Annotated in this window: 14 protein-coding genes; 9 read left to right on the forward strand and 5 right to left on the reverse strand. The window is 66.7% G+C overall.

Annotation, left to right across the window (positions count from 1 at the left end; genetic code table 11):
• Positions 1 to 231: 231 nt before the first annotated feature.
• On the reverse strand, positions 232 to 3,921 hold the full coding sequence (locus tag BSF38_RS16745; RefSeq protein ID WP_145952173.1) for a sigma-70 family RNA polymerase sigma factor: 3,690 nt from the start codon (positions 3,919 to 3,921) through the stop codon (positions 232 to 234).
• 644 nt (positions 3,922 to 4,565) lie between these two features.
• Here BSF38_RS16745 and dnaA point away from each other — a divergent pair.
• Complete coding sequence (gene dnaA, locus BSF38_RS16750) at positions 4,566 to 6,074, forward strand: chromosomal replication initiator protein DnaA (protein WP_076347493.1); 1,509 nt, start codon at positions 4,566 to 4,568, stop codon at positions 6,072 to 6,074.
• A 41-nt stretch (positions 6,075 to 6,115) separates the two neighbouring features.
• Here dnaA and BSF38_RS16755 read toward each other — a convergent pair whose 3' ends face one another.
• The gene (locus BSF38_RS16755; protein WP_076347495.1) at positions 6,116 to 6,688 is read right to left on the reverse strand and encodes a DUF1003 domain-containing protein; all 573 of its coding nucleotides are present in this window, start codon (positions 6,686 to 6,688) and stop codon (positions 6,116 to 6,118) included.
• A 239-nt stretch (positions 6,689 to 6,927) separates the two neighbouring features.
• Here BSF38_RS16755 and BSF38_RS32115 point away from each other — a divergent pair, with 239 nt between their 5' ends.
• Positions 6,928 to 9,129 (forward strand): beta-galactosidase trimerization domain-containing protein, encoded by a 2,202-nt coding sequence (locus tag BSF38_RS32115; protein ID WP_237170492.1) that lies wholly within the window; start codon positions 6,928 to 6,930, stop codon positions 9,127 to 9,129.
• Positions 9,130 to 10,073: 944 nt separating this feature from the next.
• Here BSF38_RS32115 and BSF38_RS16775 read toward each other — a convergent pair.
• The gene (locus BSF38_RS16775; protein WP_168189396.1) at positions 10,074 to 11,144 is read right to left on the reverse strand and encodes a tetratricopeptide repeat protein; all 1,071 of its coding nucleotides are present in this window, start codon (positions 11,142 to 11,144) and stop codon (positions 10,074 to 10,076) included.
• A 304-nt stretch (positions 11,145 to 11,448) separates the two neighbouring features.
• On the reverse strand, positions 11,449 to 12,234 hold the full coding sequence (locus BSF38_RS31370; protein WP_168189397.1) for a hypothetical protein: 786 nt from the start codon (positions 12,232 to 12,234) through the stop codon (positions 11,449 to 11,451).
• 389 nt (positions 12,235 to 12,623) lie between these two features.
• On the opposite strand from BSF38_RS31370, the gene BSF38_RS16785 reads away from it, so the two are divergent.
• Both BSF38_RS16785 and BSF38_RS16790 read left to right on the forward strand, forming a co-directional pair.
• Complete coding sequence (locus BSF38_RS16785; RefSeq protein ID WP_076347501.1) at positions 12,624 to 13,973, forward strand: hypothetical protein; 1,350 nt, start codon at positions 12,624 to 12,626, stop codon at positions 13,971 to 13,973.
• A 311-nt stretch (positions 13,974 to 14,284) separates the two neighbouring features.
• Positions 14,285 to 17,125, forward strand: a complete 2,841-nt coding sequence (locus tag BSF38_RS16790) for a beta strand repeat-containing protein (protein WP_237170493.1) — start codon at positions 14,285 to 14,287, stop codon at positions 17,123 to 17,125.
• A 103-nt stretch (positions 17,126 to 17,228) separates the two neighbouring features.
• Here BSF38_RS16790 and BSF38_RS16795 read toward each other — a convergent pair whose 3' ends face one another.
• The gene (locus BSF38_RS16795; RefSeq protein ID WP_076347505.1) at positions 17,229 to 17,897 is read right to left on the reverse strand and encodes a PEP-CTERM sorting domain-containing protein; all 669 of its coding nucleotides are present in this window, start codon (positions 17,895 to 17,897) and stop codon (positions 17,229 to 17,231) included.
• 364 nt (positions 17,898 to 18,261) lie between these two features.
• On the opposite strand from BSF38_RS16795, the gene BSF38_RS16800 reads away from it, so the two are divergent.
• From BSF38_RS16800 to BSF38_RS16820, 5 genes are all read left to right on the forward strand, one after another.
• Entirely contained in the window at positions 18,262 to 18,744 is a 483-nt protein-coding gene (locus BSF38_RS16800; RefSeq protein WP_076347507.1) for a (2Fe-2S)-binding protein, read from the forward strand.
• Positions 18,745 to 18,747: 3 nt separating this feature from the next.
• Positions 18,748 to 20,979 carry a xanthine dehydrogenase family protein molybdopterin-binding subunit gene (locus tag BSF38_RS16805; RefSeq protein ID WP_083713006.1) on the forward strand — a complete coding sequence of 744 codons (2,232 nt, stop codon included), beginning with the start codon at positions 18,748 to 18,750 and terminating at the stop codon, positions 20,977 to 20,979.
• Positions 20,980 to 21,386: 407 nt separating this feature from the next.
• Entirely contained in the window at positions 21,387 to 22,463 is a 1,077-nt protein-coding gene (locus BSF38_RS16810) for a DUF1559 domain-containing protein (RefSeq protein WP_076347509.1), read from the forward strand.
• Positions 22,464 to 22,611: 148 nt separating this feature from the next.
• A complete protein-coding gene (locus BSF38_RS16815; RefSeq protein WP_076347511.1) occupies positions 22,612 to 22,797 on the forward strand; it encodes a hypothetical protein in 186 nt (61 codons plus the stop codon).
• 44 nt (positions 22,798 to 22,841) lie between these two features.
• Positions 22,842 to 24,089, forward strand: a complete 1,248-nt coding sequence (locus tag BSF38_RS16820; RefSeq protein ID WP_145952176.1) for a tetratricopeptide repeat protein — start codon at positions 22,842 to 22,844, stop codon at positions 24,087 to 24,089.

A 24,089-nucleotide genomic window follows, 5' to 3' on the forward strand; every position in this document is an offset into this window, starting at 1 on the left:
CTGTGTTTCCGCCCGGGGTTCTGCCGCGATCGATTTCAGCGGAAATCCCGGGCTTCAACACTTCCGCTCTGAGTCCTTCGGACATACAAGGTGGCCGGCACGGCCGGATGAGGGGCGCGCCGCTTCGAGGCGCGTGGGGAAATCATTGTTCGCCGGCCGAAATCCGTGGCGGGCGCGACGACCCTCACCCGGCCTTCGGCCACCCTCTCCCGGGGGGAGAGGGGAACATTATTAATTATGATCCGATGAGAGCGGATTGATGAGTTGGTCGACCTCGTCGGAAGAGATCTTCCGGACGGTCCCTTCGAGCATCCGCCGGAAGTGGCGGACCTCCTCCACGGATGAGGGGAAGCCGATGTTGCCGACCGGGCCTCGGCTGTGGGCCAGGACGGCGCCGTCGGGTTCGGTGATCGCGAACCAGGGGATTCCGTCGCCGGTCTCGATCGGGAGCCCGGCGAGCGCCTCGGTTACGCGGTCGTCGACGCCTTCCATCAGCTTGACGACGACGTAGTCCTTGTCGAGCGTCGCGTGGTGGTCCTCGATCCAGCGGGCCAGTTGAAAGCACGGGCCGCACCGAGGGCCTCCCTGGATGACCCAGACGCGCCGGCCGCTCCGTTTCGCTTCGGCGCGGGCCTCGGCCAGCAGGGCCGGCGCGTTGCGCGGGGGCGGTCTGTGTTGCTTCAGGAAGTCCGCGCCGGCGCGGATCGCGGCGTCCACGTCCTTCACGGCGATCCGCTCGGCCGCGATCGTCTTCTGGTCGCCGTCGAGCGCCACGAGCACGATTTCGCCCGCCGCCGGCTTCGGCCAGCCGCGCTCGGCGATGGCCGCGGCCTCCTTCGCGAGCTGTGCCGGGTCGACGCGCAACGTCAGGTAGCTCAATACGGCCTTCGTGCGCTCGTCGTCGTAGTTGAACAACGCATCGGTCACTCGGCCCGCATCCCCGGAGTCGTCGCTCATCAGTGCCACCAGGGCGCGCATGCCGCACGGCCCGACCTTCCGGCAAAGGCTCTCGACGCTCTTCGACAGCGGAATGGCGGGGGGCGGGGGCGTTGTTGCGGGGCGCGGGTTCCTTGATGAGAATGACGACCGTTGCAGCTTCAATTGAGCATTCTCTCTGACCTCGCCGGGGTTGAACATGCGGTCGCGGTCAAAGATGTAGTCCTCCGGATCGCCGGGATCGTGCCGGTTGCTGAACTGGAGCGGCGCGTTGGAAGGCACGACCGTGAATCGAAACCGCCCCGCCTCGTCGGTCTGCTGGCTTGCGATCGGTTTGCCGTCCGATCCCTTGACGTACATTTGAAGAGTCTGGCCGGCCGCGGGCTGACCGTCGACGCCGAGCAGCGTCCCGCTGTACGTCGCCGTCGGCGTCATGGACACGTCGACGTTTGCGTCGCCCTTGACCCCCTCGGCAAAGCCGCCGCGGCCTCGATCGCGATCGAGGAAGAACAGCGTCGCCGACTCGGCGTCGAACGCGATCTCAAACGTCCCGTCGGGGTGAGTCTTGAGCTCAAGGGCCTCGGGGATTCGATGCGGCTCCGGCGGGGGCGCCCAGGCGTGGGTTGCAAGCGTCGGAGAGGGCTTATAGGGCGAGCCGTCGAGCATCAGTCGGCCGGTGATGCGTCGCTCGCCGTTCCAAGGCCGGTGGAACGTGAATTCCAACGGTTTCTCCGTGGTCACGTCGATGGGCCGCGTTTCCTCCCAACCCCCCGAGCTCAACCGCAGCTCGTGCTTCCCCCTCCCTGCGCCAGCCTGGGCCACGCCGTTGGCGTCGGTCTTCAGCCAGGCATGAACACCACCGTTTCCCGAATGTTTCCTGCCAGCGCCGTCCGTCCAGTTCACCTGCCCCTTGCTGGAGAGATCCACCCAGGCGTTGCGGACTGGTTCGTGCTCTGCCCCGCGCGTCACCTGGACTGTCACGGGGGTCGCGGGGTAGACCTTCATCGTGATCTCCGCGGGCTTGGCCGATTCCTTGCTCAGGATCAAACCCGTCCAGCGGTCGCTGGCCCACTTGAGATCCATGATTCCCAGAACGAAGCCGTGTTCCGAAGGAACGCGCAGGCTGAACGTACCATCGCGGCGAGCGCGGGCGTACGGCCCGGCTCCGTTGCTCCCCGGGCCGAAGCCGGAGCCGATGACCAGAATTCCCTCGGCGTCGGCCCCTTCGGGCATGATCAGGCGGCCCTGCACGGTTTGCTCGCGTCGGGCGTGGATCGTGGTCAGGCCGTCCCTGGTTTGCTTCAAGTCGGTCTCGTCGACCTTCCAGTCGGAGCCGGGAAAGTCCACCTCGACGTATTGTAATTTCGGGCGGGGCGCCCAAGACACGACCGCCGTCCCGTCGGCATCGGTGCGCACATGAGATGCTCTGATGTATCGGGCGACGATCCAATCCGAATCTTCCGGATGGAAGCTGACGGCCAGCTCCAGCCCGCCGACGGGCTTACCGTCGACGTCGATCACGCGAATCCTGTGGGGAGCGGGCGGGAGGAGTGACAGCTCGGTCTTGTCCTCACGCGGGCGGTCATCGAGATCGCGCTTGCCGCCCGCGCCCAGCGTGGGGTGCCAGGCCACCAGCTCGCGGAGCCGCTCTTCGGCGGGGAGCCGAAGCCGCGCCTTGCCGTCCTGGCCCGTGACGCCTTGAACCTGGAAGCTCGTCCCCGAGGCGACGACCTGCGCCCCGGCCACGGGTCTCCCTTCCGACACCACGACGACTTCATGGTCGAGCGCCGGGAGGAGCGTCAACTCCACGGGGGACGCAAGCACGGCGCGGGCGGCGATCGATGGTATCTTCCGCACCATCTGATGGCGGCCGTCGGCCGAACTCGCATGCAGATCGCAGCCGTTGCCGAACACCCCCGGAAGTTGGAACCGACCGGCCTCGTCCGTGCGGGCGATGGGCGGTGCGTCGAGCTGAAAACTGAATGACTGCACGGTCGCCCCCGCCGCCGGGGAGCCGTCGGCCATGCGGACGACGCCCGTGACGGTCAGGAGGCCGTCTTGAGAGTCATCGGCCTTCGTCGCCGCTTCGGTTGGCGCCTCGGCCGGGGGCGACTTCGCGGTCTGGTAAGCGTAGGCGCCGGTTGCGATCGCCCCGGCCGTCAGCAGGGCGGCCACGCCCGTCGTCAGCACCTTGTTCACGAACATGGTCCTCACCCCCTTCCTCACGAGTTGCATGACGGCGACGGGGACGGTCCCGATCGCCATCGCCCGCGCCCCGCTGATCGTCACGGCGAGCCGCACCGTGGAATCCGCAAGCGCGGCCGGCACCGCCGCTTCCGAGGCGAGCGACGACGCCAGAACCGCCGCCGACGGGGCCAGGCCGCGACGGGCCAGGCGTGCGCCCAACCGCTCCCGACCGCGCGCCAGCCGGCTTTGCACCGTGCCGACGGGCCAGCCCAGTCGCTCGGCCGCCTGATGCTGCGTCAGCCCTTCAAGGAAGCAGAGCACCAGGACGGTCCGAAACCGCTCGGGGATGCGGTCGAGCTCTTCATGGATCACCGGGCCGAGGTCGTCGCGGGGGTCGTCGGTGAAGGCGAGCGGTCTTGCCTGGCCCGCGTTCCGTTCGTGCGACCGACGCCGCGCGGCGGACGTCCGGGCCGTCGCCGCGACGTTGTACGCCACGCTGTAGAGCCATGATGTCAGCGAATCCCGCCCCCGGATCGACCCGGCCTTGATCGCCAGGATGAGGAACGTCGCCTGAAAGGCGTCCTCGGCTTCGTGGGCGTCGTGGAGCACGCTCCGGCAGACGCGCAGGACCATCGGGCCGTGCCGCTCGACCAGGGCGGCGAAAGCCAGATCGGCACCCTCGCCGTCGCGGGCGGTGAATCGCTCCAGGAGTCGTCCATCGGTCAGCCCGCCGACCGTCCCCGCGTTGAACAACACGCGGATCGATCGGAGAGCCTCCCCGCTCGGTTTGCCAGCCACGGGCCTTGCCTCCGCATGCCGATTGATCTCAATGTCCAGGTAGACTAACGGGCCCGGTCGACTATTCCGACTTTCTCCCGAAATCGCCGAATGCTAATGGCGGTTTGGTCGAGAAGCCCACGGCTGGGGGCGAGCCTGAGCGAGGGGTGTTACAAGCCCGAAGCGCAAGCGAGTGCATCCCTCTATGGCCCATCGGATGGGATGCACTCGCTTGCGCTTCGGGCTTGTAGCGGCCGGCCTGTGTGTAAGTTCTCGGCTTGAGTCATTCTGGGAAATCCGTAGGTCGTTGTACGTCTAATCGCTTTCTCCGCGCGGCTTTGCGCAAAGCGCCGCCGGCTCGCCGGACGATTTTGCTTGCTCGTTACAGCTTCTGGCGGCGCAATCCGCATAGCTCTCCCTATGGTTCGTTCCTTCGCCAATTTGCCCCGTCTATGTCTTTGACAGGGTCCCATGCAGGGCGCATATCTTCCTGGCTGATCGACGGAGCGTGTCGGCGGCCGAGGGATTGGGCTTCGGTCCGGAAGTCGGGTCGAGGTTGTCGGGAACGTCTTGCGGCAGGGGTGAGATCGATGTTGGGGCAAGCCGAGAAATCCAGGACGCGAGATCGAAAGTCGGCCCTCCCCGAGCGAGCGGTTTCTGACGCGTTGGAATCGGAGATCCGCGACGCTCTGATCGAGCGGGTCGGCGAGACGAAGTTCGGCCTCTGGTTCGGCGAGGGGGTTCGGCTGGGGGTCAGCGGCGACGGCGGGTCGGTGGATGTGCAGGTGCCCAACGCTTATTTCCGCGACTGGATCAAGGGGAACTTCGCCCGCAGCCTGGCCGAGTCCGTCAAGGCGGTCACTGGTCGGTCGCTGCCGCTGAACTTCTCGATCCAGGACGAGGCCCCGCCGTTCCGCGACGTCGAGATCGTCCCCGAGCGGTCGGAGCCGGGCGAGCCTCGGCCGGGCAACACGGTCGTCGTGCCGATCCCCGGCAAGCCCCGGCCTCGGGTCGGCTCGACCTCCCCGTCGTCGTCCCGGTTGCCCGTGCAAGGCTTCCCCAACCGGCTCGCGGCGATCGCCGCTCCCGGCTCCGCCCCGGCCGCTCCCGCCGCTCCGGCGCCCGGCCCCGGGACCGCTCGGGTGATGCGCCGGCTCGACGATTTCGTGGTCGGGCCGTCGACGCAGATGGCCTTCGCGGCGGCCCGCGAGATGGTCAAGACCGCCGGCCGGGCGTTCAACCCGCTGGTGATCCACGGCGGCGTCGGCCTGGGCAAGACCCACCTGCTGGAGGCCATCACCCAGGGACTGCGGCACGCTCATCCGGGTCTGAATATCATCCATGTGACGGCCGAGAGCTTCACCAACGGGTTCCTTGAAGCGATGCGGACGTCGTCGCTGGCGGGCTTCCGCAGCCGGCACCGTGGGGCGAGCGCCCTGGTCGTCGACGACGTCCACTTCCTGGCCGCCAAGCGGGCGACCCAGGACGAGTTCCTGCACACGTTCAACGCCCTGATCGAGCGTGGGGTTCCGATCGTCCTTTCGTCCGACCAGCATCCGCGGAAGATCGCCAAGCTGACCGACGAGCTGGCGACGCGGTTCCTCGGCGGCATGGTCATCAAGCTCGACGCCCCCGACCTCGAAACCCGCCGCGCCATCCTCAAGTCCAAGGCCGCGAGCCGGGGCGTGAACGTCCCGGCAGCGGTGATCGACTACATCGCCGAGCACGTCCGGACGAGCGTCCGCGAGCTGGAAGGGGCGCTCCACTGCGTGTTGGCCCAGGCGTCGCTGACGGGCAAGGCGGTCACGATGACCATCGCCCACGCCGCCCTCCGCGAGACCATCCGCAACACCTCCCAGGTCGTGGCCCTCCGCGATGTCGAGAAGGCCGTTTGCTCGTTCTTCCAGGTCGAGGGGGACGGCCTCAAGTCGGACAGCCGGGTCCGGACCCTCGCCTACCCCCGGATGGTCGCCATGTACCTGGCCCGCAAGCATACGGGCGTCTCCTACAGCGAGATCGGCCGCTTCTTCGGCGGTCGCAACCACTCCACCGTCATGTCGGCCGAGAAGAAGGTCGTCGGCTGGCTCAAGGACGACGCCAAGAACCCGCTCCTCCCCGGCTTCGAGAACGTCGTCGACATCCTCGCCGACCTCGAATCGACGCTCGGCAAGTGAACGGAAAAATAAGCTGTTGATGATGCGTTGTCGCGGCCGTCTCATTCGGGCGGCTCGGCGATCTCGACGGCGACTTTTTCCACGGCTCTCTCGACTGCCTCGGCGATCGGTTTTTCGATCTCGTTCTCGATCTGCTCGATGATCCGATCGTGCCGGGTCTCCTCCTCGAAACACGCTCCGCCGCTCCCGTTGACGTCCATGCCCGACCGCTCGCAGAGCCGCCGCAGCAGGTGAAGGATCTCGGTCGTCTCCTGTTCGGCCAGCATGTTGATTTGCAGGTCGAGGTGGTTGCGGCGCTCGCTGAGCTTCGCCTGGCGGTTCTGGCTGATCATCAGGATCGGCGCCGCGTAGGCCGACTGGAACGACAGCGCCAGGTTCAGGAGAATGAACGGATACGGATCCCAGTGCCTGGCCCAGGCCAGAATGTTGAGCACCACCCAGAGCCCGAGCAAGGCCGTCTGGATCAGGATGAAGGTCCAGCTCCCCACGGCCGCCGCGATCATGTCGGCCAGCCGCTCGCCCCGCGTCCGCACCTCGTGCGAAGCCCTTTCCATCTGAGCGACGACGGCCACGTTCTTCTGCGTCAGTTCCTCGATCGTGCGCGTCGGAATCATCAAACATCCTCAATATCAAAAACGGCCGAAGGATTCGGCTCGACTGGCGTTGGGGTTTCAAGATGAAGCACCTTTAATGCAGCAACTCCGGCGCCGAGCCGTCCGTTCGATCCTCGGCCGCCTGGCCCGGGCCGTCGCGGCCGAGTACAATCCGCGGGTCGGCAGGCCCCCGCTCGCCTGACGCCGGGGGCCGCCCCGACGGACCGAGGATTCACGACGCACCTTTGAGAGGCGACCCCATGACGATGCGCCCACGACGGCTCTCCGTCCCCTTGCTCCTCGCGCTGACGATGCTTGCGGCCTCGGGCGCGGGGACGGCCCTGGGCGACGACGTCCCCTGGTTCCGCCGGGCGCTGGTAGGGATGGAGGTCGGGCCGACGGGGGCTCAGTCCGGTTCCGACCCGTCGGACGTCGGCTACGCGGCCGACTTCCACGGCCGCGAGGTGGTCCGTCGCTGCGCCGAGGCCGGGTCCGAATACGTCGTGATCTGGGCTCGCGACGGCGAGTACGCCTACTACGACTCGAAGGTCGCGGCCAAGTGCCCCGGCCTCGGCGCCCGCGACGTCCTCCGCGAGGCGGTCGAGGAAGGGGCCGCGCGGAAGCTGCCGATCATCGCCTACTGCGTCGTCCAGCAGGGGGGCCAGTACCTGTCGAGCCATCCCGAGTTCGCCATGCGCGGGGCGGACGGCGCGATTATACCCGGCCGGTTCTGCCTGAACTCGGGCTACCTTGAGACCCTCAAGGCGCTGACCGACGAGATGATCGCCTATGGAGTCGACGGCTTTCATGTTGATATGATCGACCAGGGCTTCGGCGCTCCCTACGGCTGCTGGTGCGAAACCTGTCGGAAGCTGTTCAAGGCCCAGTACGGGACCGAGCCCCCCGCCGGGGCGACCTGGGACGAGGGCTGGGGACGCATGCTGGAATTTCGATATGAATCGAGCCGTCGGTTCGAGCGGGCGCTTTACGACCACGTCAAGAAGGTCAAGCCGGGCGTGACGGTCGACTTCAACTACCACGGCAATCCTCCCTTCTCGTTCGAGGTCGGCCAACGGCCGGTGCGGCACGGCGAGAACGGCGACTTCCTCACGGGCGAGACCGGGGTCTGGGGCTTCAGCGCCCTGGGCGTCGGCCTGAACGCCGAGTTCTACCGGGCCGCCACGCCCGGCCTGCCGTTCCAGGTCGCCATCCAGCGCGGGGTGCGGATGTACCACGACCAGACGACCCGGCCGCTCAACGACATCCGCTGGGAACTCGCGACGCTCCTGGCCCACGGGGCGTTCGTGACGATGGTCGACAAGACCGGCTACGACGGCCGGCTCGACCCGGTCGCCTACAAACGCATCGGCGAGGCCTTCCGCGACGCCAAGGCCGGCCGCGAGCACTTCGGCCACCGACCCGTCCAGGAGGTCGCCGTCTACTTCTCGTCGCGGAGCCGCGACTGGTACGGCCGCGAGCATCCCGACCGCTACTTCCGGGCCTTCCAGGGGGCTCACCGGGCGCTCGTGCTGGAGCACGTCCCCTGGGGCGTCGCCCTCGACGAGAACGCCACCGACGCCTCGCTCGCCGCCTTCCCCGTCGTGATCCTGCCCGACGCCCCGGTGATCTCCGCCGAGGAAGTCGCGCGGTTCCGGAAGTACGTGGAGCAGGGGGGCTCGCTGATCGTCACCGGCTGGTCCGGCCTGTTCGGCGATCGCGGCGCGCCGGCCGACCGATCGACCCTCGAAGACCTCATCGGCGCGAAGCTCGTCCGCCGGCTCGACAGCCGCGACAACCACGTCCGCCTGCCGGCCGCCATGGCCAGGTTCCCCTTCGAACCTCTGCTCGCCGGCATCGAGCACGACTGGTCGTTCCTGGTCGAAGGGCCCGCCGCGATCTACCTACCGACCACCGCGACCCCGCTCGGCGAGCTGCTCGAACCCCACCGGACGGTCCGCCAGAAGCAGGGGAAGGAAGGGACCGGCTGGCCGTTGAGCGCGGGGAAGGCCGTCGGGCCGGCGATCCTCGTCAACGCCGTGGGCAAGGGCCGCGTCCTGACCTTCGCCGCGTCGCCCGACGCCGCGACCGCGAGCGAGCACCCGATCGTCGAGGCCCGCAAGCTGCTGGTCAACGCCGTCCGGTTCCTGCACCCGTCCCCCCATTTCCGGGTCGAAGCCCCGGCGTTTGTCGAATCGGTGTTGACCGACGACCCCGAGACCCGGACCCTCCGGGTCCACCTGATCGCCGGCGTATCCACCCCCACCACGACGCCCCCCACGAACCGCCCGTACGTCATCCCCGGATTGATCGAAGACGCCCCGACGTTCCGTGTTCGCGTTGTCTTGAGCATAATTCCGACAAGCGTGACCACCGCTGGTCCGAATACGACCGTAACCCTCGACGACAAGACGATCTCGGCCGTCGTGAACGACGTCCACGGCGTGATCGTCATCCGCTACTGACCCCGGCGATTGGGTTCGTTCGCGCCAAAATCCGACCGCCGAGCCGGGCCGGCGATTGGGTTCGTTCGCGCCGAAATCCAGTCTCCGACGCTCGATCTTCGGGCTTCCGCGCCTCGCCTGCGATTGGGTTCGTTCGCGCCGGCCCGGCGAGCGGCGTGTGCGTTCTAACTCGCGATGAAGTAAGTCTTTAGGATCGCCTCGGGAATTGGCTTCGCTCGCTCGTTTTCGGCGTCGATCCTCCCTTCTCCCCCGGGACAAAGTGTCCGGAGCGGCCGGATGAGGGTCCGCGCGCTTTGATGTGCAGGCGGAAACGTCACTCCCGAAATTGGCTTCGCTCGTCCGCCTTTCGTCCTGCTTTCGGCTTCGATCCCGCACTCGTCGGTCGCCGAAATTGGCTTCGTTCGGTCACTTTTCACCGACCTTCGCCGAAGCCCTCCGCGCTCGCCTCCCCGCCCGCGCGGCGCATCGCGCGCATTCCGATGAACGCGCGAAATCGTGTTGATCACCACGACCGACATGCCAAAGAGCCTCGTGCGCATCGCTCCAACTTAAGTGTTGATCACGCCGCCCGTTTTGTTCGACGCTTCGCCGATTTCGGCGAGGATTTCCGACGTCCGCCGTCGACTCGCGTCGCCCCATCGGCGACCACGGGGACGACCGAGGGAACCATCCGGAAGACCCTTACCACGGAGGACAGGAGGGTCACGGAGGTAAGAGGACGAAGAAGGTTCGGGCTGCTTCTCACTTGCAGTGCGGAGGGTCACGGAGCAGAAGACGAACTCGCCGGCCGCTTGACCGCGACGTCGTCCATTGCATCCGCTTGATTCCGAGATTGGCTCCCCCTCCGTGGTGAATCTTTCCGGATACCGGCGGGTGGGACGGGTACGGCCTCGAACCCGTGGGCGCTGGCCGCAACGGGTTGACGATCGGCTTCGGCAGGCCCGTCAGCTTTCGTCGAGGCCGTTCCGCTCCGCCTGGATCTCCGCGAGTCGTTCGGCGGCCTTCGCATGAGAGGGGGCGATCTTCAACGCTTGTTCCAATTGGGCGACGGCCCGCTCCTCCTCGCCGTCGACGCAGAGCAAGACGTCGCCGAGGCGATAATGGGACTCCGCATCATCAGGATCGATGGCCACGGCGCGGGCGAAGAGTTCGACGGCTCGTCCGATGTTCGCCTCGCCCTCGGGGTCGGGGCGCCTCACCAGGCAGCGCGCGTAGTCTCGGATGGTCATGACGCATCGGTCGTTCTTTTTGAGGGCTTTCAGGAAGAGGGCTTCCGCCTCGTCGAAACAGCCCCAGTCCGCCAGGGAGTCCGCATACACCGCCATCGACAGCGGATGATACGAGTCGATGAGCATCGCCCGCTCGAAGCAGCGGCGGGCCTCGGCCTCGCGGCCTTCTCTCGCAAGGGCCATCGCGAGGAACAGGTTCGCGTCCTCCAGCGTCGGGTCGAGGCGGACCGCCTCGCTCAGGATCTCGATCGATCCGACCGTGGATTGAGCCGTCCCCTTGCCGGCGTAGGTGAGCGCGCCGAGGCGCTCAAGGGCCGGCGCGTGGCCCGGGTATCGTTCAACGGCCCGAGTAAAGAGCAGGGCGGCCTCCTCGTACTGCTCCGACTCCTCGCACAGCAGCCCCTTCTTGTAGTCGCCGTGCGAGGTCTTCCAGCCGTGATTCAGGGCTTCCAGCTCTTCGGGCGTGGGGGGACCGTGGACCGGGTCGGGATGGTCGAACGGCTGGGACCAGAGCGTCCGACACCAGTACTCGGCGAAATCCTGGGCGCGGGTTTCGTCGGCGAACTTCCGGCGAATGCTCTTCGCCTTCTCGTCGACGATCTGGAGGTGGCCTAGCTCGTGGAGGAAGACGTCGTAGAGCATGAACCGGCGCACGGCGAGGCTGGGCCACTGACAACCGCGGACCGCGCCGAACTGGGCGGGCGACTGGCTCCGCCGCAAGAAGGCCGCGAGACTGATTCGTTGAGGAAGCGAGCAGAGCGCGATCTCGTCTCTTCCCTGTCTCACGTAACCGAGGCAACGCCTGCCCCTGGCCCGGTCGTTGAAGTGAACCCCCTTGACTCGCTCCCACAACCGACCTGGAAGGCGGTCGAGGACGACCCGGACGTCGGCCTCCGTGACGAAGTGCCGCCGACGTCCTCGTAAGAATTGATGACGTGGCGACGGACGGCAAGTGAAGGTGAGCTGTCTCATGGGGTTGGTCTCGGCCCTTTCGATTGAGAGTGAGACAGTTCGATCGTCGCCGAGGTTCGGAGCCTCGGATGAATGACCAACCTCGGTGATGGTGAGCCCCCAGGAGCATCACCGGCCCCTACCTCCTCGACTTGCCCTTCTTTCGGGACACGGTGGACGTGTTCTTACCCAGGATCATCCGTTCGGCTTTCTCCAGGGACTTCACCACGCTCGTGAACTCGGTTGAAGGGCCGAGCTTGAGGGTGCCCAGCTTGTCTTTCTCCAACGTCTGGAGCGCGGCTTTCACCGACGCGTCGGAGCCCAGCTCGGCGTACCGCTTCGAGACCGCGTCGACGGACTTCCTCAGTTCCGTCAGAACCGCCTTCGCCGCCTCAAGACTCTGTTTGCCCTGAGCATCCAGGGTCTTCTTGTCCGTTCCCGCGTCGGCTTTGAAGGCTTTTTGCGTCGAGGTGATCTCGGCCAGGTTCATGCGGATCATGTTGCGCTGCGAGATCAACTGAGAGACGAACGCCCCCTGGCCGAAGCCGCCTTGTCGATTGCCCCCCTGGCCGAAGCCGGCCGCGCCGCCGCCTTGCCGGATTCCTTGTTCGTTGATCTGCTGGTTCATCTCGTCGAGCTTTGCTTGCAACTCGACGCGGCGCTCCTCCAGTTGCGCCAGATCCCGCGTGGACAGCTCGGCTTCCTTCATGCGGTCGGCGGTCGCGAGGTGATCGGTCAGCACGGCTCGGGCCTCCTTCCACTTCTCCAGGACGGGCTTCTCCGCGTCGATCACGAAGAAGCGTCCCGACCTGGCGAGACCCTTTTCCTTCAGGCCGGCGATGGCCGGCGAATCGGCTGCCTGGGACGGCGCCGGCGAGAAGACGACGAGCGGCAGAGTCAACACGACGTGGCAAATGCGATGCACCGCTGCCTCCTTGTCCGGGACGTGTGAGTAGGGCGAAGTGGTCGATCTACTCTAGGCAACGTAAGAATTCAGAGATTGCGCGCCCGATTTTTCGAGATTCCTCCGCCGACATCCCCACATTCGCTCGGGTCAGATGGCGATGTGCCGCACCTTGATCCGATGCCTTGCGACGTGCGGCTTTCCACCGCGGCGCCCGGCCCGGATCGCAATCTGTTCGCCGATGATGGGGATGGTCGTCGTTTCCATGGTCGGTTCTCAATGTTCGCGTCGTACAATTGTCGGTATGATTCCCTTCAAGGCGAATGGGATCAAGAGAACCGCCTGCACGCGGCACCGGACTTCGGTCCTCGCGTTGACCCAATCCGGAGAGGGGCAGGGGAGCAACCGAGATGACGCGTACCGCGGACCTTCGGCGCAGTTTTCCGACGTTCTGGTTGATGACCGCGCCCTTCCGTTGGTTCTTGGGGAGCAAGTGGCGGGTTTTGGGCGCGGTCGTGGCGGTGCTGGCCATGGCGGCGGCCCCGCCGCTGTGGTGGGCGACGCAGCTCGTGGGTCTGCCCGACGTCGGCGACCCGTTCGACGTCGAGGCGTTCCAGACGGAGACGATCCCCGACGATCAGAACGCCTTCGTGCTCTACCGGCAGGCGGAGGCCCTGTTCAAGCTGCGGAAGTCGTCGCCCGACACGTCGACGAAGGTGCTGCTCGATCCTCTGTCGCGGTGGTCGACGACCGTCCCCGAGAACCGCCGGTGGGCCGAAGTGAATCGTGACGCCCTGGCGCTGTATCGCCGGGGGGCCGATCGACCCGACGCGCTCGACTCGTCGCTCATGACCTCGGGCGGGGGCCCGGAACTCGACGCCTTCCGGGCGTTCCAACTTCTGGCCTTTCTGGAGGCGTCGCGGCTGGAAGAGCAGGGCGACATGGCCGGCGCCTGGGGCTGGTATCGCGCGAACCTCCGCATGGTCCACCACGTCGGTTCGCGCGGCACGCTTCTCCGGCGGAGCTACGCCCAGTCGTGGCACGTTAGTCTTCGCAAGCGGGCGGCCGCCTGGGCCGCTGACGCGCGCACGACCCCCGCGCAACTGCGCCAGGCGCTCGACGACGTGCGCGCATGCGAGGCGATCACCCCGTCGGAGTCGTATACGCTCAAGGCGGAATATCTTAACGTCATCAAGGATCAGCCCGCATGGAGGCGACGGAGCTTTTGGAAGCCGCCCTGGTGGGAGAAAGCGTTCCCGATGCTCGCGTCCCACCTGATCCCGGAACAGAGAACGGCGATCGCCGACGCCTGGAGCCTCTGGCGGCGCGACTCCGAGCGGTGCCGGCGATTGGTCGGGCTGGTTACGGCGAACCGGTTGGCGTTCTACGACCTGCCGCCGGATCGACGGCCGATCCCCGATCCCGGCGTCTCGTTCTGCGATCTTTATGCGTTCGGGCCCGAGGCCCCCGCCAAGGCGCGCGCCCTTGCGCCCGAGGCGATCGGCCATTGGCTCGATTCGACCGACCGTTCCCTTGGGGCGATCGACTTCTTGGACTGGTCGCCCCAGCGAATCAAAGAGGTCGCGAGCCACCGCGAGTTGGTGCTCCTGCTGGCGACGCAGCTCTACCGTCGCGACCATGGGGCCGATCCGCCGAAGCCCGAGGCGCTCGTCGGTCCCTACCTCAATAGCCTGCCGCCGGCATACCCGGATGAGGGGAGGAACGAGTCGCTCCCCCTGGACGCGCCGGTGATCGATTGAGCGCCGCGCGAGGTCTCTGGTGGAGCGCGCTGGGCGAGGCCTGAAACCTTCGCTTTCCTGCATTTCTTCGCGCTTTTTCATTCACGTCCTATGCTCTATGTGAGAGTCGTGCCGCCAGGCGCGTCCCGGTCGGCCGGACGAGGCGATCCCAGGGTGATCGCTTGGGAGATTCCGGTGCGCGCAGAGTTTCGAAAACGAAGGAAAGGCGATCCATGAAGGCACTCCGTTGTGCGATTCGGTTCCAGTCGGCGTTCGCGAAGAAGGTTGCGGGTTCCCGGCGTCGGGGTTCGGCTGGTTCGAGGCCCCGAATCGTGGAAGTCCTGGAAGACCGGCAGCTTATGGCGACCTTCACGGTGACGAACCTCGGCGACTCCGGAACGGGCTCGCTGAGGCAGGCGATCATCGCCGCCAATGCGCAGCCGGGCCCCGACACGATCGACTTCGGCGTCGCCGGCGTGATCCGGGTCGGTCGGACGTCCCTGCCTTCGATCACCGACAGCGTGGCGATCAACGGCGGCTCGGCCCCGACGTTCGCGGGGGCGCCGGTCGTGACCGTCGATTTCCACGGCACGAAGGGCTTCAACTTCGCGAACGGCGCCGACGGATCGAGCCTCAGCTCGCTCTCGTTGGTGAGCGCCGGGAACGCGGGCGTCACGCTGAACGCCTCGCACGTCACGGTGCAAGGGAACTATATCGGCCTTCGCGCCGACGGGTCGTCGGTGGCCGGCAACCGCGGCGACGGCATTCAGATCAACGCGTCGTCGCACGACAACCTGATCGGCCGCTCCGACCCGGTGTCGAGCATCAGCTATTACAACGCGAGCGCCGTGAGCATGCAGCCGGTCTCGGGCTGGCAGGGGCTCCGCGGTACCAGCGTGAGCGGCCAGTACCTCATCGCCGGCACGTCGTCCGCCAACGGCTTGCTGTACGTGGGGCCGATCACGGGCGTCGGGGGGGCGAGCTTCTCCGTCAACTACCCCGGCGCCACCTCCACGAGCGTCTACGGCCCCGACGACCTCGGCAACGGCGTCGTCCGGCTGGTCGGCAGCTACAAGACCGGCGACGACATGGTCAACGGCTTCCTCTACGAAGGGACGACCGCCGGCCTCTCGAACGCCGCCAATTACCGGACGATCGACTACCCCGGCGCGAAATTCAATTACGTCCACAGCACCATGGGCGGCCTCGCGGTCGGCAACGCCGACGGTCCCGAGGGGAACCTGCCCATCGGCACGGGCCACGCGTTCATGTACGACGTCGTTCATAACACCTTCCTGCCGGACATCGTTTATCCGGGATCGACGAGCACAACGGCTTACGGCATCTGGTACAACGGCGGCACGAGCTACACCATCGTCGGCGGCTACACCACACTCGCCCCGGGCGGCGGCGTTGGGCACGGCTACATCGTCGATTACGACTCCGCGACCGGTCAGTACACCAACTGGACGTCGCTCGACTACCCGAACGGGGCGGCTGGGAAAACTTACGAGACCCACTTCGAGGGGATCAGCAGCGTCGAGAAGGGCGTTTACACGCTCGCCGCCGACTCGATCCAGACCGGATCGAGCAACACGACTCAAGGCTCGCTGGTGACGATCCGGCGCAACACCGACGGCAGCTTCGGCCCCAATTCCTGGGTCGACCTGAACTTCCCCGGCGTCAACGGGTGGACCAGCAACGACGCGGTGATGGGCAACCAGGCGGTCGGGATCGTGATCGGCGACACCGGCGAATTCTCGTACCAGGCGACGGTGAACACGGAATTCCAGCTCTCCAACGTGATCAGCGGCAACTGCGGCAACGGCATCGGGATCTACGGGTCCAACGACAACCGGATCGCAATGAACAACATCGGGACCAACGCCGCCGGCACGCTCGCTCGGGCCAACGCGAAGAACGGGATCCTCGTCACCAACGGCGCGGCCCGTAATCTCATCGGGGGTCAGGCGACGAACGGCAACGATCCCACGGCGGGCGTGTTCTCCCGACCTCCCCAGGGGAACCTGATCTCGGGCAATCGCGGCAACGGCGTGCTCATCAACAAGGGCGCCACGCAGAATACGCTGAGCGGGAATTTCGTCGGCACCACGGCGTCGGGCAATTTGGCGCTGGGCAACGGTCAGGACGGCGTGGCGATCGACGGCGCCAACGGCAATCAACTGATCGGCTGCACGTTCCAGCAAGATCCGTTTGTGTTTTACAACGTGATCAGCGGAAATCGCGGCAACGGACTGCGGATCAACAACTCCAACGATACGACGGTGCAGGCCAATTTCCTGGGCGTGGGCGCGAACAACGCCTCGGTCGTGGCCAACGGCGGCGACGGTTTGCTGATTTCGGGGTCTTCCAGGAACACGCAGGTCGGCGGGGTGATCCCGCTGGGCAATGTGATTTCGGGGAACAACCGCAACGGCATCGAGGTGCGCGACAAGGCCAGCGGGTTCGTCTCGTTCAACACCTTCGCCGGCGTCTTCGCCTTCGGCTCGGCGGCGCCGAACCGGCAGGACGGCATCCTGATCACCTCGACCGGCGGGAACAACGTGATCCGCACCTGCATCGTCTCGGGCAACCTCGGCGACGGCATCGAGATCGGCGGCAACGCCACCGGCGTGCAGGTGACCGAGACCGCGGTCGGCACCAACACCAAGATCCAGTACGCCATTCCGAACGGCGGAAGCGGGATCAAGATCTCCGGCCGCGCCCACGGCAACTCGATCGGCGGCTTCCAGCCCTCCATCGAACCGCAGGTGACGATCTCGTCGAATCGCCGGTACGGCGTCGAGATCGTCGGCTCGGCCTACGACAACGCCATCTTCCACACGTACATCGGAACGAATTCCAACGGCACGGCCGCCCTGGGCAACGACCTCGGCGGCATCCTGCTCGGCGCCGGCACGCGGTCTACGACCGTCGGCGGCTTTTCGGCCCCGTATCAGAACAAGATCCTCAACAGCGGCGGCAACGGCGTGACGATCCAGTCGTCCAAGAGCAACCTCGTCCAGGGGAACCAGATCTCCGGCAGCCAGGGTTGGGGCCTCTTCGCCCAAGGTGTGTGCACCGCAACCGTGGTGAACGGAAACGTGATCCAGACCAACGCCCTGGGGAACGTCAACCTGACGAACTCCAAGGGCGTCGTGTACACGTCGTAGTTTAGCGAGTCCGAACTTCGCGACGAAATTACCGGGCGGCGCGGGTTCGGCCTGAATCCGCGCCGCCTTTTCGTTTGTCATGCGGCCTCGCGGCGGGCGATGGTCACGATCGCGGACGCCGCCTCATGTAGCCTGCGATCCCGGCGACCCCGAGGGCGAGCATCGAGAGACTGGCCGGTTCGGGTACGACGTTCAGCGTCGTCACGACGCGGTTCGAACTCGTGCCGACCGGCGAGCCGACCGGGATGCCGAGCGACGCCAGCACGCCGTTCGGGTCCTCCTTGACGAAGATCGTGACCCCGTCGTTCGGACGGGCCGGATCGCCGAATACGGTGTTGCTCGGGAACGGGAGGCTCGCGACGGTCGTCTCGAAGATGGAGTTGGTTTTCGTCTCGAAGATGACGCCGTCCAGCGGGCCGCTGGTGATCTTCAGCTCGAACAGCAGCGAGAAATGGATCGTGTAGCTTCCGCCGTTGTCCGTGATCGTGCCGGTGGTCGCCGTGTTGTAGAGGTCGTAGGTCGCGGTCCCGAGCGGCGTCACGAAGTCGGAACCGTGGAAGGCGGAAACGACGTTCGCGAACCCGGTCGTCAGGTCGAGCGTGAACTGCTGGGGGCCCGCGGCGTTCAGGGTGATCGACCCGTTGGGCACCAGGTCGGAGGTGATCGTCTGGACCGCCGTGCTCTGCGTTTCGAAGACGACGATGCTCGCGTCCGCGGCGGGCGCGAGCAAGAACAAGCCGAGCAGCGTGAAGCATAACCGGTGTGGGCGCATCGCATACTCCTCGATTCAGAAATGATCGATATCGTCTCACTAAGTCCTTGAGAGAGAATGACGCATCCGGTCGGACGGCGCTCGTCGGGCACCGGAATGCGGACAAGCATAGAGGTTTGTGAGGAGTGAGTCAACAAACCATTCAAAACCGATGCAGGGGCGTCGGGTCGACATTGAAACCGTCATGACGCCCGGCCTCAAGTGGAAGCTGATGCGCATCGTCCCGCTCCCCACGTTCCGATCGACCGGAAGGCCGGCTTCGCGCCCCGATTTCGGATCAACGCGATGACGTCCTTGACCGCCCCGCGCGGGACGGTCAGAGTGAACGAAACGGCTGGCTCGAAGGGATCGGGAGGGCGATTCGATGGGCGTCGACGTCGCGATTCGGATTCGATTCAATGTGAATGGGCGGGAGCGAACGGCGACGACCGACCCGGAGCGGTCGTTGCTGGAGGTCCTGCGCGAAGACCTCGGGCTGCTGGGCACGAAATACGGCTGCGGCGAGGGGCAGTGCGGCGCGTGCTCGGTGCTGCTCGAAGGCAAGCGGGTCTTCTCCTGCCGCTTGCCGGCGGAGCGGGTCGAGGGGAAGTCGGTCGTCACGATCGAGGGGCTCGCGCAGGGCGATGCGCTCCATCCCGTTCAGCAGGCGTTCCTCGACGAAGGGGCGTTCCAGTGCGGGTTCTGCACGGCCGGCATGATCATCGCCGCCGTGGCGCTGCTGGCCGAGAAGCCGAAGCCGACGGACGCCCAGATCGTCGCGGGGATGAATCGGAATATCTGCCGATGTTGCAGCTATCCCAAGATCATTCAGGCCGTCCGCCGGGCCGACGACCGGAAGGGGGGATGAGCCATGATCCCGCGCCATGACTGGCAGGCCGAATCCCTCAAAGCCGTCGGGCTGAGCGACGATTATGAGGAACTCGTCGATCGCGTCGACTACCATTTCGTTGACGTCCCGACCGCCGACCCGAATCGCCGCGAGGTCCTGAAAACGCTCGGCGCCGGGCTGTTGATCGCGGTCGCCGCCGACTCCGCCCACGGGCAGCAGCCGGGCCGGGGGCTGCGGCCCGGAGGAGGCCGCCGAGGCGGCGGGGGGAGCGGGGCGACGTCCGTGGCCGCCCGGGTCCACATCGGCAAGGACGGCGGGTTGACGGTGATGACGGGCAAGGTCGAGTGCGGCCAGGGCGCCCGCGCCGAGCTGTCGCAGGCCGCCGCCGAGGAGCTGCGCGTGCCGATCGAGCGAGTCGACCTGGTGATGGCCGACACCGCGCTCGTCCCCGACGACGGCGGCACCTACGGCAGCCGGTCGACCCCTTCGACCATCCCCGCCATCCGCGCGGGATGCGCCTCGGCTCGGTCGCTGCTCGTCGCTCTCGCGGCCAAACGCTGGGGCGTCGAGGCCGCCGCGATCGACGTTCGCGAAGGGCAAGCCCGTGAGGCGAAGGGAGATCGGACGCTGACCTACGCCGACCTGGCGACCGACGCCGAGGCTGCGCAAGGGCTCGCGCGGAGCGTCTCGCCCGAGGTCGCGCTCACGCCCGTCGCGTCGTGGCGGACGATGGGAACCTCGGTCCCTCGACCGAACGGCCGCGATATCGTCACCGGCTCGCATCACTATCCGTCCGACGTCGTCCGCCCCGGCATGCTGTACGGCAAGGTGCTCCGCGCGCCGAGCTTCGGGGCGACGCTGGAATCGGTCGACCTGGCTCCGGCGCGCGCGATGGAAGGGGTGGTCGCGGTTCGCGACGGCGGGTTCGTCGGCGTGGCGGCGCCGACGACGGCCCGGGCGCAGAAGGCGCTCGACGCGATCGCCGCGACGGCGAAGTGGAAGACGGCCCCGCACCCGTCGAGCGCCGAGCTTCCGGCTTACCTCCGCGCGCACGCCGAGGGGGGGATTCCGGCGAACCCATTCGCCGACGAGGTCGCCAAGGGGGCGAAGTCGCTCAAGCGGTCGTACGACGTCGCGTACATCCAGCACGCCCCGATGGAGCCGCGCGCGGCGGTCGCGGAATGGGAGGACGGCCGGGTGACGGCCTGGGTCGGCACGCAAGTCCCGTTCGGCGTCCGGAGCGAGCTGGCCCGGGCTTTCGGGTTGCCGGAAGACCGCGCCCGGGTGGTCGTCCCCGACTTCGGCGGCGGGTTCGGCGGCAAGCACTCGGGCGAGTACGCCGTCGAGGCGGCGCGGCTCGCGAAAGAGGCCGGCAAGCCCGTCCGGATCGTCTGGACCCGGCCCGAGGAGTTCACCTGGGCGCAGTTCCGACCCGCCGCGGCGATCGAGGCCGAGGCGTCGCTCGACGCGCAAGGCAAGATCACGACCTGGCGGTTCCTCAACATCAACTCCGGCGCCGGGCAGGTTCAGACGCCGTACCGCGTGGGGCGGAGCGACGCCCGGTTCATCCCGTCGGCCGCGCCCTTGCGGCATGGGTCGTACCGGGCGCTCGCCTCGACGGCGAACAACTTCGCCCGCGAGAGCTTCATGGATGAACTGGCCGTGTTGGCCGGGCAAGACCCGCTCGCGTTCCGGCTCGCCCACCTCGACGAGTCCCGTCTCCGCGCGGTCCTCGTCGAAGCCGCGTCGAGGTTCGACTGGCCGGGCCGGTCGAAATCGAAGACGCCGGGGCAGGGCGTCGGCCTCGCCTGCGGCATGGACAAAGGTGGATTCGTCGCCGCGTGCGCGTCGGTCTCGGTCGATCGCGACAAGGGGACGATCCGCGTCGACCACGTCTGCCAGGTCTACGAGTGCGGCAAGATCATCAACCCCGCCAACCTGCTCAACCAGGTCAAGGGGGCGGTCGTCATGGGCCTCGGCCCGGCGCTTCGCGAGGCGTCGGAGTTCTCCGAGGGGGTAATCCGAAATGCTTCGTTCGGCGCCTACCGCGTCCCCCGGTTCGCCGACCTCCCCACGCTCGACGTCCATCTCCTGGACCGTCCCGACCTCGCCTCCGCCGGCGCGGGTGAGACCCCGATCATCGCCGTCGCCCCGGCCGTCGCCAACGCCGTCTTCAATGCGATCGGCCTTCGCATCCGTCGCATGCCGATCCGCCTTCCAAACGCCAAGGACGAACCGATCGCCGAGGCGTGAGCGAGACAGGCTCGGCGACCCCTCGGAGACCGTCGAATCGACGACGATTCACGGCTCGCGGCCTCATTTCGCACGCCGTCGACAATTGTTGAATCAGCGAAGAGGAATTCTGTTGATATCGTATCCGATGCGGATATACTGCCGGTTCAACGCGAATCAATGGCATCCGCGACGTTGATGTCAAGCCGAACAGCTCGCGGTTGCACCCCTCATCTTCATCGCCGAATGAATTTCGATTAACAATCTCATCTATGAATTCTTTCATAGATGGTTCTTGATCGCCTTGCGTCGTTCTGGATGGTCGAGTCGGACGGGCTCCGTCCGGGCGGCGCCGCGCGCCTCCCGTTGCGGCGATCGTCCGACGGGTCCGCCTTCATCGTTTTCATTCGTGACATCGGAGGTTCGCTATGAGAGGACGTCTCCGGCGGGGATTCACGCTGATCGAGCTCTTGGTCGTCATTGCGATCATCGCCGTGTTGATCGCGCTGTTGTTGCCGGCGGTGCAGTCGGCGCGTGAGGCGGCGCGGCGGTCGCAGTGCGTCAACAACCTCAAGCAGATCGGGCTGGCGGTCCACAACTACGTTTCGCAGCAGAACGTGTTGCCGCCGTTCGCGCAGAATTACACGAACGTCGGGCCCTGGCAGGCGTGGCCGATGGGCTGGTCGGCCTCGCTGCTTCCCGGTCTCGAGCAGACGAACATGTACAACGCCACGAACTGGGTCTGGGGCGCGTGGGAGCAGATGAATTACACGGTCACCAAGTCGCAGCTCAACGTGCTCGTCTGCCCGTCGGAGAACATGCCCCCGCCCGCCTGGCCGAACACGAAGCTCAACTACATGGCCAATCTCGGGGGGCCGGCGTCGCTCGGGGTCTGGAGCGGCCCGATCGCACCGATGAAGCACGACCCCAACGGCAGCGACAGCGGCGGCCCGACGAACAGCAATTGCGCGTCGTTCGGGTTCGAGTCGGTCATCGACGGCACCTCGAACACGGTGATGTTCTCCGAGAAGCTCGTCGGCGGCGGCCTCCGGACGGCGCCCGTCACTTCGGGGTCCAACTTGGCCAAGCGGTACTTCTTCAATACGTCCTTCACGGTCAACGGCGACTCGGGCAACGCGGCGCAGGCTCTGCAATTCGTGCAGACGTGCAAGTCCATCCCGGCGACGCTGACGGCGAACCTGAACAGTGGACAGTATTTCGGCTTCCTCTGGAATTCGGCCGCTTGCAACACCAACGAGAATAACAGCGGCTACAACCATACCAATACGCCCAACGGGCTTTCCTGCACGGCGGCGAACACCCAGAACGCCGATCTCGGCGGCTATATGGACGCCCTCACCGCCACCAGCAACCACCCGGGCGGGGTCAACGCCTGCATGACCGACGGTTCGGTCCGGTTCATCAAGGACACGATCAGCATTCCCACCTGGTGGGCGATCGGCACGAGGAATCAGGGCGAGGTCGTGAGCGCGGACAGCTACTAAGCGGCCGCGAAGTCGTATCGAATCGTTTCGAGGCGCTGACGGCGCCCTTACCTTATCCATGTTGATTGTTCGATGGTTCGTCCGGTCGCGCCGGGCGAGCCATCGACGTGGGAGCGAGGCTTTAATGAGACGTCTGGGAACTCTGCTGATGACCGCTTCCGTCCTCTTGGCCCTCTCGGGCTGCGACGATGCGGTCGCCCCCCCCTCGAACGCGACCGCCCCTCCCAAGCCGCCGGAGGAGCTTGAAAAACTGTTCAAGAAGCCGGAGAAAGGCGCGGCCTCCAAAAAGGCGTCTCTTGAGGATCGGACGCCGCACGCCTTTGTGCTAACATGATTGACTGCCCTCGGCGGTTGTCGAGTCGGCGTGTGGAGCGGGCGATGAAGCACGACCCATGGCGAAGAACACCCAAGGCGGTCAGGCCGCTCTGGCTCGTCGCCTCCATCCTGCTGATGTGCGGGCTGGGGGCGGCCTGGGCCGGGTTCGCCCGTTTCCGTCCATCCGCCGAGCGGATCCGCGCGACGCTTTACGACGACGTCGATCACGGTCGGCTCGATCGCTGCGAACACTCGCTCGCGTGGCTTGCGAAGCACGACCGTTTGAAGTCGCAAGATCTCCTGGCGCGCGCCCGGATGTGCCATGCGCAAGGGCGGCTCGACGAGGCGCTCGGATCGCTGAAGGCGATCCAGGACGGCGACGGCCTCGCCGCGCCCGCGCGTCTTCAAGCCGCGCGGATCGAGCTGTCCGAGTATCGAATCCGCGACGCCGAAGCCTCGCTGATCGCCGGGCTGGCGCGCGACCCTCGGCTGGCGTCCGCGCGACTTGAGTTGATCCGCCTCTACGCCAGGCAGCAGCGGCTTGAGGAACTCGATTCGCAGTTTCAAGCGCTGGCGTCGCAGGGGGTGCTGGACCTCACCTATCTCAGTTTCTGGGGGATGACGCGCAACCTTCACTGGGAGCCCGAATCCGACGTCGAGGCGCTTCGTCGAGCGGTGGAGGCCGATCCCGAAGATCGCGCGTCGCGGCTCGCCCTGGCGGAAGGGCTCAGGCGGCTGGGGAGGGGGGCCGAGGCGGCTCCGCTGCTCGTCCCGCTACCGGCCGACGACGCCGACGCCCGCGCGATCCGCGCGGCGCTGGCACTGGATCGCTCCGATCTCGACGAGGCGTCCGCCCTCATCGCCGAGGGGCCCGAGATGCACGCCGAGACGGCCCGGCTGCGCGGCCTGCTCGCGCTCTCGCGTCACGACCACGCGACGGCGGCCGCCCATTTTCGGACCGCGCTCGCCATCAAGCCGGACGATCGCCGGACGCTGAGCAGCCTGGGCACGGCCTTGAAGCTGACCGGTCAGGACGCCGAAGCGGCCCGCTACTTTGCGGAGGTCCGCCGGTTCGACCTGCTTTCGGCCTTGACGGCGCGGCTGACCGAAACGGCGGCCTTGTCCGACGCCAACCTCCTCCGCTGCCTGGGGACCGCGAACGAGGAGGTCGGCCGCCTCATCGAGGCCCGCGAGTGGTATCGGCTGGCCATCGCCCAGAACCCGCTCGACTCCGAATCGCAACGCGCCTTGTTCCGGCTCGAAGCCCGCGCCCCTCGCGCGGGGCCGGGCGGGACCGGCCAGGAGCCCTGA

The sequence above is a fragment of the Paludisphaera borealis genome (assembly GCF_001956985.1).
In the GTDB taxonomy this organism is placed as follows: domain Bacteria; phylum Planctomycetota; class Planctomycetia; order Isosphaerales; family Isosphaeraceae; genus Paludisphaera; species Paludisphaera borealis.

Coding starts and splice junctions, on each gene's coding strand:
- BSF38_RS32115 (WP_237170492.1), top strand. CDS start 6,928: ATGACGATGCGCCCACGACGGCTCTCCGTCCCCTTGCTCCTCGCGCTG.
- BSF38_RS16810 (WP_076347509.1), top strand. CDS start 21,387: ATGAGAGGACGTCTCCGGCGGGGATTCACGCTGATCGAGCTCTTGGTC.
- BSF38_RS16795 (WP_076347505.1), bottom strand. CDS start 17,897: ATGCGCCCACACCGGTTATGCTTCACGCTGCTCGGCTTGTTCTTGCTC.
- BSF38_RS16820 (WP_145952176.1), top strand. CDS start 22,842: ATGAAGCACGACCCATGGCGAAGAACACCCAAGGCGGTCAGGCCGCTC.
- BSF38_RS16755 (WP_076347495.1), bottom strand. CDS start 6,688: ATGATTCCGACGCGCACGATCGAGGAACTGACGCAGAAGAACGTGGCC.
- BSF38_RS16805 (WP_083713006.1), top strand. CDS start 18,748: ATGATCCCGCGCCATGACTGGCAGGCCGAATCCCTCAAAGCCGTCGGG.
- BSF38_RS16785 (WP_076347501.1), top strand. CDS start 12,624: ATGACGCGTACCGCGGACCTTCGGCGCAGTTTTCCGACGTTCTGGTTG.
- BSF38_RS16815 (WP_076347511.1), top strand. CDS start 22,612: ATGACCGCTTCCGTCCTCTTGGCCCTCTCGGGCTGCGACGATGCGGTC.
- BSF38_RS16800 (WP_076347507.1), top strand. CDS start 18,262: ATGGGCGTCGACGTCGCGATTCGGATTCGATTCAATGTGAATGGGCGG.